This window comes from Streptomyces sp. AC602_WCS936 (assembly GCF_019049125.1).
Classification (GTDB): Bacteria; Actinomycetota; Actinomycetes; order Streptomycetales; family Streptomycetaceae; genus Streptomyces.
Map to the genome: position 1 here is coordinate 301,740 of NZ_JAGMUF010000090.1, position 11,189 is coordinate 312,928.

General features: G+C 73.7%; 7 protein-coding genes. 3 read left to right on the forward strand and 4 right to left on the reverse strand.

Translation table 11 applies throughout. The features are described 5' to 3' along the window. Positions 1 to 7 precede the first annotated feature (7 nt). Positions 8 to 1,066, reverse strand: a complete 1,059-nt coding sequence (locus tag KUM03_RS26710) for a chitinase (protein WP_217252058.1) — start codon at positions 1,064 to 1,066, stop codon at positions 8 to 10. A gap of 111 nt (positions 1,067 to 1,177) precedes the next feature. Continuing rightward, positions 1,178 to 1,546 (reverse strand): VOC family protein, encoded by a 369-nt coding sequence (locus KUM03_RS26715; RefSeq protein ID WP_308406438.1) that lies wholly within the window; start codon positions 1,544 to 1,546, stop codon positions 1,178 to 1,180. Between the two features lie 142 nt (positions 1,547 to 1,688). On the opposite strand from KUM03_RS26715, the gene KUM03_RS26720 reads away from it, so the two are divergent. Further along, entirely contained in the window at positions 1,689 to 2,450 is a 762-nt protein-coding gene (locus KUM03_RS26720) for a hypothetical protein (RefSeq protein WP_217252061.1), read from the forward strand. A 9-nt stretch (positions 2,451 to 2,459) separates the two neighbouring features. Further along, entirely contained in the window at positions 2,460 to 6,824 is a 4,365-nt protein-coding gene (locus KUM03_RS26725) for a cation-translocating P-type ATPase (RefSeq protein WP_217252064.1), read from the forward strand. 16 nt (positions 6,825 to 6,840) lie between these two features. Here the strand turns inward: KUM03_RS26725 and KUM03_RS26730 are convergent, their stop codons facing one another. Next, positions 6,841 to 7,605 (reverse strand): class I SAM-dependent methyltransferase, encoded by a 765-nt coding sequence (locus KUM03_RS26730; protein ID WP_217252069.1) that lies wholly within the window; start codon positions 7,603 to 7,605, stop codon positions 6,841 to 6,843. Between the two features lie 175 nt (positions 7,606 to 7,780). On the opposite strand from KUM03_RS26730, the gene dusB reads away from it, so the two are divergent. Beyond that, entirely contained in the window at positions 7,781 to 8,947 is a 1,167-nt protein-coding gene (dusB, locus tag KUM03_RS26735) for a tRNA dihydrouridine synthase DusB (RefSeq protein ID WP_217252071.1), read from the forward strand. Positions 8,948 to 8,967: 20 nt separating this feature from the next. Here dusB and KUM03_RS26740 read toward each other — a convergent pair whose 3' ends face one another. Further along, a complete protein-coding gene (locus KUM03_RS26740; RefSeq protein ID WP_217252073.1) occupies positions 8,968 to 10,755 on the reverse strand; it encodes a CDP-alcohol phosphatidyltransferase in 1,788 nt (595 codons plus the stop codon). Between the last annotated feature and the right edge of the window lie 434 nt (positions 10,756 to 11,189).

Here is an 11,189-nt window from a genome sequence, read left to right on the forward strand (position 1 = left end):
GGGGGTCTCAGCGGCCCTGGAGGGCCTTGACGTTGTCGCCGAAGGTCCAGTTCTTCGAGCCGTCCCAGTTGAGCGACCAGGTCATCAGGCCCTTCAGGGCGCCGTCGTAGTGGTTCCAGGCCTGGGCGACCTGGGACGGCGTCATGTGGCCGCCGCCCGCGCCGGGCTGGGCGGGCAGGCCGGGGACCTGCTTGTCGTAGGGCACACGGATCGTGGTGCCCTGGATGACCAGCCCCTTGTCCAGGCAGTCGGTCTGGGCGGTGAAGCCCCGCACCGTGCCGGCGGAGTAGGAGTCGCCGGAGCAGCCGTACATGCTGCCGTTGTAGTACTGCATGTTCAGCCACCACAGGCGGCCGTTGTCGGCGTACTTCTTGATGATCGGCAGGTAGGCGCCCCAGATCGAGCCGTAGACCACGCTGCCGCCGGTGACGTAGGCGGTCTCCGGGGCCATGGTGAGGCCGAAGTTGGAGGGCATGCGGGCCAGGACGCCGTCGATGATGCGGATCAGGTTGGCCTGGGAGGCGGACAGTTGGTTGATGTTTCCGCTGCCGGTCAAGCCGGTCTCGATGTCTATGTCGATGCCGTCGAAGTTGTACTTCTTGAGGATCGGGACGATCGTCTCGACGAAGCGGTCGGCGACGGCGGTCGAGTTGAGGTCGATGCCGGCCGTCGCGCCGCCGATGGAGAGCAGGATCGTCTGCCCGGATGCCTTGGCCGCGCACATCTCCTCGGGCGTCGCCACCTTCACGCCCCGGTCCATGCCGTCCTCCCACAGGGCCGTTCCGTCGGGGAGGATCACCGGGAAGGCCGCGTTCAGCACGTTGTAGCCGTGGGCGCCGATCTGGGGGTTGGTGATCGGGGTCCAGCCGAAGGGCGGGTGGACGCCGTTGGCGGCGCCGTCCCAGTTCTCCCAGTAGCCCTGGAGCACCTTTCCGGCGGGCTTCGACTTCACGGCGCAGGTGTCGGAGGCGGGGGCGGGGGCGGCGGTCGCCGTGGTGACGCCGAGCGGGGTCAGGACGGTGGCCGCGAGCGCGGTGGCGAGCAGGCGGATCTTGCGGCGGATCATGCGGGGCCTCCCGGTGGGGGCGGTGAGGTGTCGTGTGAGCGCGCAGTGTCGTAGACATGACAGTGGTCTGGTCCAGACCTTTCGTCAAGAGGTCTGGACCAGAAACGGTGCCTAGCGCAGGATGCAGAAGGGGTGCCCGACCGGATCGGTCAGGACCCGCGCCTTGTCCCCGTGGGGCTGGTGATCGGGCCTGTGCGCACCCGACTCCAGCAGCCGGGCCTCGATTTCGTCCAGGTCTCCGTCGACCCGGAAGCAGATGTGCAGCTGCTGGGGAACGGTCTGGCCGGGCCAGCTCGGTGCGCGGTAGCCGTCGACGCGCTGGAAACCGAGGAGCAGTCCGTCTTCGCCGCTCAGGCCCGCGAAGTCGGGGTTCGAGTCGGGGTGCCGTTCCAGGCCGGTGGCCTGCTCGTAGAACGCGGCAAGAGCCAGCGGATCGGGGCAGTCGAGCGTTATCGCGACCAACTTCATCCACGGGGGCACGGCGTCTCCGGTCTCTCGGTGGTGGATCTCGGCCACGAAACCACTTCGCCGGGATGAGCGCTCGAAGTGCGGGAACCCGGAGATGTGCGGAAGGTGATGTTCCAGGGTTTCGACAGCACGCACAGGGCGAGGACGAACAGTCATGGCTGAGCAGAAATCGGCGCAGACGCTCCCGCGGCCGTTGCACGCGGCCGCCTCGGCGCTGCGGAAGGTGCCGGGCGCCGGGACGGTCGGGAGGGCCGCCGAGGGCGCCCTCGACAGGATCGGCGCGGTGTCGCCGCGCGGCAGGCGGGCGGTCGTGTACACGGGGGCCGGGGTGCTGGGCATCGCCGGACTGGTGGAGTGGCCGGTGGCGGTGACCGCTGGCGCGGTGGCGTGGCTGACCCGGCCGCGCCCGCAGGAGTCGCCGGAGGCGGACGCCGCCCGGGTGCTGCAGGACGGGGCGGCCGGGGAGGAGAAGGTCCCCGCGCGGCGGAGTACCGCCAAGAAGACCTCCGGCACGCAGACCGCCGCCCGGAAGAGCCCGGCCACGAAGAGCCCGGCCGCAAAGTCCGGTGCCGCCAAGACGGGTGCCTCGAAGACGAGCGCCGCCAAGGCCAGTACCGCCAAGCAGAGCACGGCGAAGACGACCGCGGCGAAGAAGAGCACCACCGCGAAGACGAGCGCCGCGAAGACGAGCGCCGCGAAGAAGAGCGCCGCGAAGAAGAGCGCCGCCAGGAAGAGCACGTCGGCCGCCAAGAGCACCGCCGGCCGCCGGCCCGCGAAGAAGAGCGCCTCCGCCACCAGCCCCGCCAAGAAGGCCGCCAAGAAGACGACCGCCGGGGCATCCAAGGCCAAGGCGTCCGCCGGTTCCGGGGGCGCCCGGAGCCGGAAGTCCACCACGTCCACGCGGAAGGCGGGCTGAGAGACAACGATGGCCGGTGTAGGACTTCTGACGCGTTCACAAGGCGCGGTCACCGGGTTCGTGCTGGCCGGGCCCCGGCTGCTCGCCCGCGGCACCGCCCCCGCGGTGGGTGCCGCGGCCGGCGCCGTGGCGGGCACCGCACGGGCCGGGGTGCGCGGCGCGGACTTCGCGGCGCGGGCGGCACGGGTCGCCCGCGCCGCGCTGCCCGGCGGCGGCAGCGCCCGGGACTGGCGGGCCGGGAACCGCGCGCACCTCGCGCTGCGGCCGGCCGCGACGGAGAAGGTGCGCCGCGCGGGCGGCACCGAACGCGTCGCGCGGCGGGTCGCGGCGGCCCTGGCCGAGCACCCGGACGTGGCCCTCGCCTACTGGGACACCGGCCTGGCCCGCCTGGTGGTGACCGCCACCGAGGACGCGCTCACCGACCGGGTGGTGGACCGCGCCACCGAACTCGCCGAACGGCACGGGCTGACCCGGACGGAGCAATCCGGTCCGGGCGATTCGGCGGAGGAGCTCGCCCACCCCGGCGACCCGGCCTCCGTGCGCGTCGCGGCGACCGCCCTCGGCGCCGACGCGCTGGGCATCGCCGCCGCCATGACCGGCGCCCGCCTGCGGCTGCCGCCCTCGCCGCGCCTGGTGACGGCCGTGGCGACGCTGCTGCGCGAGAACCCCACCTTCCGCGCCTGGCTGCGCGAGCGCCTCGGCGCCCACGGCATGGACGTGGCCCTGGCCGCCGCCAACGCGGCCGTCCACGGCGCCGGACAGAGCCCCACCTCGCTGTGGCTCGACGGGGCGCTGCGGACCTGCCAGCTGACGGAGGCGGTGACCCGGACGGCGGCCTTCGAGGTGGTGCACGACGGGCTGTGCGTCCCGGAGCGCGGCAGCCTGCCCGCCGACCCCGCCCTGCGCCCGCCGCTGCAGAGCTCCCCGGCCCAGGACTACGCCGCCCACGCCTCCACCGGCAGCGTGGCGGGCGCGGCGGCGACGCTGCTGGTCAAGCACGACGTCGCGGAGGCCGCCGAGGCGGTCCTCGCCGGTTCGCCCAAGGCCGCGCGCTACGGGCCCGCCGCCTTCCACGCCGTACTGAGCGCCGCGCTGTCCCGCACAGGAGTGCTCGTGCGCGATCCCGAGCGGCTGCGGCAGCTGGAGATGGCCGCCACGGTCGTCCTGCACCCCAGCGCGCTGCGGGCGCCGGAAGCGGGCGCGGACCCGTGGACCGAGGACGTGCTGGACGCGGCGCGCCGCGCGGGCCTGCGCGTGGTGATGGTGGAGGACCCGGCGCTCGCCGACTTCACCGGCCTCGCGGACCAGGTGGTGAGCGGTAAGCGGCCGTTGCGGGACGTCGTGGACGAATTGCGCGCCGAGGGCGGCGTCATCACCGTCGTACGGCCCCGGCCCGGCGACGACGCGTCGGTGCTGGCCGGGCTGCTCGGCGGGGACGTGGCCGTCGCGCTGGCCGACGGGGACGCCCCGGTGGCCTGGGGCGCGGACGTGCTCGCCCCGCAGGGGCTGCCCGACGTGTGGCGGTTGCTGCGGGCGGTGCCCGCGGCCCGCGGGGTCGGACGCCGGTCGCAGACGCTGGCCCGGTCCGGGGCCGCGCTCTCCGGGCTGCTGGTGGCGGTCGGCGAGGCGCGCGGCAAGGGCCAGAAGGGGGGAGGGGGTTCCTCGTTGCCGGGGCTGCGGCACGCGCCCGTGGACGTGAGCGCGGCGGCGGCCCTCTTCTCCGGTACGCGCGCCGCGCTGGGCGTGGCGACGGCCCGTGCCCCGCACCCCCGGGCCCGGGTGGCCTGGCACACCCTGGACCCCTCGGGCGTACGGGACCGCCTGGCGCGGGAGAAGGAGCCGGAGCCGTCCCTCGCCGAGCAGCTGTCGGCGCGGATGAAGGCGGCGGCCGACCGGGCGGGCCGCGTGCCCGTGCTCGCGCCGGTGAAGTGGACGTGGCAGCTGGGGCAGGCCGTACGGGGTGAGCTGGACGATCCGCTCACGCCGGTGCTGGCGGTCGGCTCGGCGGCCGAGGCGATCCTCGGCTCCGTCATGGACGCGCTGCTCGTCGTCGGCGCCCTCGACCTGAACGCCCTGGTCGGCGGCTTCCAGCGGCTGCGGGCCGAACGGGCGCTGTCCGGGCTGCTCGCGCAGCAGAAGCAGAAGGCGCGGGTGGCCGAGGAGGAGACGCACGACCCGGCCGCCGAGCCGCGCGTCGTGGACGCCGCCAAACTCCACCCGGGCCACATCGTCGACCTCAAGGCGGACGACGTCGTGCCCGCCGACGCCCGGCTGCTGTGGGAGGACGGGCTGGAGGTCGACGAGTCCGCGCTGACCGGTGAGTCGCTGCCGGTGGACAAGTGCGTGGACCCGGTGACGAACGCCCCCGTGGCCGAGCGGCACTGCATGGTCTTCGAAGGCACGACCGTGGTCGCCGGACGCGCCCAGGCCGTCGTCGTGGACACCGGCGAGCACACCGAGGCCGCGCGGGCGGTCTCGCTGGCCGCCCGTACGCCCTCGGCGGCCGGTGTGCAGGCCCGGCTCCAGGAGCTGACCCGCAAGGCGCTGCCGCTGACGCTGGCGGGCGGGGCCGCGGTGACCGGCCTCTCGCTGCTGCGCGGGACGCCGATCCGGCAGGCCGTCTCCGGCGGTGTGTCGGTGGCGGTGGCCGCCGTGCCCGAGGGGCTGCCGCTGGTGGCGACGGTGGCGCAGCTGGCGGCGGCCCGCCGGCTCAGCCGCCACGGCGTCCTCGTGCGCACCCCGCGCACCCTGGAGGCGCTGGGCCGCATGGACACCATCTGCTTCGACAAGACCGGCACGCTCACCGAGAACCGGCTGCGGCTGACCCGCGTCGCGGGCGCCGACGGCACGGTCCGCAAGACCGGTGACCCGGACGCCGCCGACGCCGTACGGATCGCCGCGCGTGCCTGCCCCCGCCTCAACGGCGACGGCGCCCGCCCCACCCACGCCACCGACGAGGCCGTGCTCGACGCCGCCGGTCCCGATCCGCAGTGGGCGCAGGAGGAGGGCCTGCCCTTCGAGACCTCGCGGGGTTACGCCGCCGCCGTCGGACGGGACGGTGACGGGGCGCCGGTGCTGGTGGTCAAGGGCGCCCCGGAGACCGTGCTGCCCGCCTGCGCCGACCTGCCCGCGCACGCCACCGAGGTGGCACACGGGCTGGCCCGCGACGGACTGCGCATCATCGCGGTGGCCAGCCGGCCCCTGCGCAAGGGCGAGAAGGCGGCCGACGTCCTCGAACAGGAGCCGGAGAAGCTGGAGTTCACCGGGATGCTCGGGCTGTCCGACGTGGCGCGCGAGACATCCCCGGCGCTGGTGCGCGGGTTGCGCGAGGCGGGCGTACGGCCCGTGGTGCTGACCGGCGACCACCCGCAGACCGCGCACGCCATCGCCGTCGACCTGGGCTGGCCCGAGGACGCGGTCGTCGTCACCGGCGACGAGATCGCCGCCGCCGACCGCACGGCGCGCTCCCGGATGCTGCGCGACGCGGACGTCGTCGCCCGGGTGGCGCCCGAGCAGAAGCTCCAGGTCGTCGAGTCGATGCGGGACGCCGGGCGGGTCGTCGGCATGGTCGGCGACGGCGCCAACGACGCCGCCGCCATCCGCGCCGCCGACATCGGCGTCGGCATCAGCGCCCGCGGCTCGGCCGCCGCCCGCAACGCCGCGGACCTCGTCGTCACCGGTGACGACCTGCTGGTCCTGGTGGAGGCGGTGCGGGAGGGCCGGGCGCTGTGGCACAGCGTCGCCGACGCCATCGCCATCCTGATCGGCGGCAACGCGGGCGAGGTCGGCTTCGGCATCCTCGGCACGGTGCTGGGCGGTTCCGCCCCGCTGTCCACCCGGCAGATGCTGCTGGTCAACCTCTTCACGGACCTGTTCCCCGCGATGGCGGTGGCGGTGACCGAGACCGGGGACCCCGAGCAGGCGGAGGACGACGCGGGGGCTCCGCTCGGTACGGCGGTGCTGGGCGAGCCCCTGATCCGCCAGATCCGGCACCGGGCGATGACCACGGCTCTCGGCGCGACCGCGGCCTGGCTCTTCGGCCGCTTCACGCCGGGCACGAGGCGCCGCTCGACCACGATGGCCCTGTGCGCCGTGGTCGGCACCCAGCTCGCCCAGACCCTCGCCGACCGCCGGGGCAGCCGCCTGGTCCAGGTCACCTCGCTGGGCTCCGCCGCCGCGCTGGTCGCCCTGGTGCAGACCCCGGGCGCCAGCCAGCTCTTCGGCTGCACGCCGCTGGGGCCTCTCGCCTGGGCGGGCGTGGCGGCGGCGATCGTCCTGGCGCTGGCGGGACAGCGGGCGCTGCCGGCGGTGGAGGAGGCGGTCGTGAAGTACTGGCCGAAGGTGTCGGAGCGGCTGCCGGAGTTCGCACGGTGATCCGGCCCGGTGGCGCTCAGCTCGTGCCGTGCGGGTCCGCCTGGAGCCGGAAGACCAGGTAGTCGGTGTCGTCGTCGGCCGCACGGCCGTCGGCGTCGGTCACCGACACCGGGACCAGACCGGCCGCCGCGGCGAGCTTCTCGAAGTCGGACCTGAGGTACCAGTGCAGCGCCCAGGCACGGTCCACGACGGTGCTGTCGTCACCCTGGTGGCGTTCGTAGCGCAGCACCGCGGTCTGGGTGCGCGCGGCCTCGTCGCGTTCCTCGGCCACCATGGAGAACCGCAGCTGAGCCCCGTCGGCGGCGGTGGCGGTGCGGGCCACGCCCAGCTGGTCCGCCGGCGTGGAGGCCGGGATGTGGATCGGGACGAGCGCGGTACCGCCGTCGGCCAGGTGCTCCCGGACGCGGCGCAGGGCCGCCAGGGCCGTGTCGTCGTCCGGCAGCAGGTTGAAGGTCGGGCCGGCCAGGAAGACGGCCCGGTAGCGGCGGCCCAGGGAGAGGCGTTCCATGCGCTGGTGGTGGACGGTGACGGGGAGGCCCTCCTCGGCGGCCCGCGCCCGGCAGCGCTCCAGCATGTCCGCGGAGGAGTCGACGCCCTCCACATCCAGGCCCTGCCGGCGCAGTGCCAGCAGGGGGTCGCCGTCGCCGCAGCCCAGCTCCAGCGCCGGTCCGCCGGTCTCCCGGACGAAGGCGGCGTAGGGGTCGGGTTCCGGGGAGAAGGATTTCAGCGGGGCGTAGGACTCCGCCACGATTCCGGTGTAGAAGTCGGCCGCGTCCGCCATGTACCCGCTCCTTTTCCGGGCCGGGGTCCGGCCCATGCCCTCACCGTGTGCCTGGCGTCGCAGGCTAGGGCTCGGGCGCGAGCGCACACCAGCGAATTACGCGTGCCTCCGGTGGCTCCGGCGGCTCCGGGCAGCGGTACGGCGAGCACTGCCCGGCGTGCGTGACAATGGAGGAATGTCCACGCCCACCACGCCCGCCCCCAGCACCACCGCCCGGCCGTTGCAGGTCGGCCCGCACACCGTCGCGCCGCCCGTCGTGCTGGCGCCGATGGCCGGGATCACCAACGCGCCGTTCCGCACCCTGTGCAGGGAGTTCAGTGGTGGCAAGGGCCTGTTCGTGAGCGAGATGATCACGACCCGGGCGCTGGTCGAGCGCAACGAGAAGACGATGCAGCTGATCCACTTCGACGCGACCGAGAAGCCGCGCTCGATCCAGCTGTACGGCGTCGACCCGGTGACCGTCGGCAAGGCCGTCCGCATGATCGCGGAGGAGGACCTCGCCGATCACATCGACCTGAACTTCGGCTGCCCGGTGCCCAAGGTGACCCGCAAGGGCGGCGGCTCCGCCCTCCCGTACAAGCGGAACCTGCTGCGCGCCATCGTCCGCGAGGCCGTCACCGGCGCCGGTGACCTCCCCGTCACCATGAAGATGCGCAAGGGCATCGACGACGACCACCTCACCTACCTCGACGCCGGCCGCATCGCCGTCGAGGAGGGCGTCACCTCCATCGCCCTGCACGGCCGTACCACCGCCCAGCACTACGGCGGCACCGCCGACTGGGACGCCATCGCGCGGCTGAAGGAACATGTCCCGGAGATCCCGGTGCTCGGCAACGGCGACATCTGGTCCGCCGAGGACGCGCTGCGCATGGTGCGGGAGACCGGCTGCGACGGTGTCGTGGTGGGGCGCGGCTGCCTGGGGCGGCCGTGGCTCTTCGCCGATCTCGTCGCCGCCTTCGAGGGGCGGACCGACGACTACGTGCGGCCGACCCTGCGCGAGGTCGCCGACGTGATGGTGCGGCACGCCACGCTGCTCGGCGAGTGGATCGGCGACGAGGCGCGCGGCGTCATCGACTTCCGCAAGCACGTCGCCTGGTACCTCAAGGGCTTCGCCGTCGGCTCCGAGATGCGCAAGCGGCTCGCGATCACCTCCTCCCTGGAGGCACTGCGTGCCGGGCTGGACGAGCTGGACCTCGACCAGCCCTGGCCCACCGGCGCCGACGGCCCCCGCGGCCGCACCTCCGGCAACAACCGCGTCGTCCTGCCCGACGGCTGGCTGAAGGACCCGTACGACTGCGCGGGCGTCGGCGAGGACGCGGAGCTGGACACCTCCGGCGGCTGAGGGCGGCTGACGGCGGCTGATCAGTCTCCGGCCCCGGTGGGGTGCGGGGTGGAGCCGTAGGCCGCCAGGAAGCGGTCCCGGAAGGAGTCCATCTTCCAGACCGGGGCGTCCCCGGCCGGCTCGAGCCCCTCCGTCCAGTTCCAGTCGTCGATCGCGTCGAGTACCTTCGGGTCCTTGGCGACGATCGAGACGGGGACGTCCCGGCTCGCCTTGTCGCCGCTGACCCGGGCGAGCGGCTGGTGGTCGCCGAGGAAGACGAGGACGGTGTCCTCGGTGCCGTAGCGCTCCAGCCACTGGGTGAGGCTCGTGACCGAGTACTCGACCGACTTGCCGTACTCCTCCTTCGACCGGGCGGAGTCGGCGATGATGTCGGCCGCCTCCACGCCCGACGTCTCGATGCCCTCGTAGACCGAGCCGTCGCCGACCTCGTCCCAGCCGACCATCCTCGGGATCGGCGCCCACGGCTGGTGGCTGGAGGTCAGGATGACCTCCGCCATCAGCGGCCGGTCCCGCTCCCTGCCGTGCTCCAGGCGCTGGAACGCCTCCAGCGCGTACTGGTCCGGCATCGTCGACCAGCTGAACTTCGGCCCCCGGTAGCCGACGTCGAACGCGTCGTAGACCTTGTCCAGCCCGTACCACTCGGCCTCCGGCCACGCCTTCTGCACGCCCGGCATGACACCGACCGTGTCCCAGTGGCCGGTCTTCTGAAACGCCTTGGTGAGGGTGAGGTGGTCGCCCGCGGTGACGGTGCGGTAGCGCTGCTGGTTGTCCACCCACAGGCCCGACATGAAGGTGGAGTGGCCGAGCCAGCTGCTGCCGCCGAACGTGGCGGACGTCAGCCAGCCGCTGCGCGCCCTGAAGCCCGCCTCGGCCAGCGCCTTCGTGCCGGTGTCGAGGACGCGGCCGACGCCGGGCGCCGTCACCGGGTCCTCGATGGCGCTGCGGCCGTAGCTCTCGATGAACGTGAAGATCACGTCCTTGCCCCGCAGGTCCGGCACGAGCTGGTCGCCGGGCGTCGCGCCGAACCGGTCCGACTCCGCCTCCTTCGCGAACGCCGCCTCGTCCCGCAGCGTGTCCGCCACCCGGTGCGCCTGCGCCTGGAGCAGGGCGGACGCGTTCGTCGTGGCGATCCGCGTCCCGAAGGTCTGCACGCCCAGTGCCACGCAGGTCATCCACACGGTGGCCGCCATCAGCGCACCCCGCGCCGCCCGCTCCCGGTGCGCCGCGAGCAGCTCGCCGAGCCGCACCGCCGCCAGCGCCGTCACCACCAGCAGCGCGACAGCCAGCCCGACCGCGCCCACGGCGGCCCAGGTCGCCGCCGCACCGCCCATCGAGTCCGCCACGTACGACTGGGCGTCGTCCAGCAGGCCCCAGTCCAGGACGACGTTGAAGCCCCGCCCCAGGTACTCGGTGAAGCCCATGTCGAGCAGGTTCAGCACCGTCAGCGCCCCGAGCACGGCGCCGAAGAGGGCCGACGCGGCCAGCCGCGCGGCGCGGGGCAGGCAGAGCAGCAGGACCGCGCCGACGACGGCCTCCGCCGGGATGCGCGCGAACCGGTTGGGTTCGAGGGCGGCGAAGGTGTTCGGCAGGAGCAGGGCGCCGAGCACGAGCGCGGCGGCGAGGACGGTCGTGGTGCGGCGGACGACGAGGGCGGTGCGCGGGTGCCGGGTGCGCCAGGCGCGCCAGTGGGCCAGGCGGGCCTGAAGGGTCTGGAGGGTCTGGAGGGGCGAAGGTGAGGCGGGTGTGTCGGGCGTGGCGGGGGCGTCGGCGCGCTGCGATGGCCGGCGGAAAGGCGTGCTGACAGGCACCCGGAGGTCCTTCCGTACGAAACCCGGTGGTCGGCGGACCCGGCGAGGGGGCCGGGTCGGCCGCACCCTGTCGTACGTGCGCCGCGAGCGGTCCGTTCACCGGTCCGTTCAGCGGTCCGTTCACCGGTCCGCATGGTGAAATCCGGCGGCCTGTGGCAGCGTGATTCTCGCCACCTCTGATAGAGGTGACGCTCAGATGAGCGGATCTTGGGCGATTCCACTTCTCCAAAGGGTGGCACTGAGTGCCATGTCATGATCGTTCATCGATCGAACTCAAACGTAGCGAATGGCGCTCAGGTGAGCGCTCCAGACGGGATTCGGGAGCCCATTCGTTCAAGAAGTGAAAACACAAGTCCTCGGTCGCTTGCCAAGCCTTGACTTTCGATCCGCTGGCGGACGAGTGGTTACAGGCGCATGACGCGCAAGTGGACGTA

Bases quoted from the DNA above. Each gene is read 5' to 3' on its own strand.
- KUM03_RS26710 (WP_217252058.1), bottom strand. From the start codon at position 1,066: ATGATCCGCCGCAAGATCCGCCTGCTCGCCACCGCGCTCGCGGCCACC.
- KUM03_RS26720 (WP_217252061.1), top strand. From the start codon at position 1,689: ATGGCTGAGCAGAAATCGGCGCAGACGCTCCCGCGGCCGTTGCACGCG.
- KUM03_RS26725 (WP_217252064.1), top strand. From the start codon at position 2,460: ATGGCCGGTGTAGGACTTCTGACGCGTTCACAAGGCGCGGTCACCGGG.
- KUM03_RS26730 (WP_217252069.1), bottom strand. From the start codon at position 7,605: ATGGCGGACGCGGCCGACTTCTACACCGGAATCGTGGCGGAGTCCTAC.
- dusB (WP_217252071.1), top strand. From the start codon at position 7,781: ATGTCCACGCCCACCACGCCCGCCCCCAGCACCACCGCCCGGCCGTTG.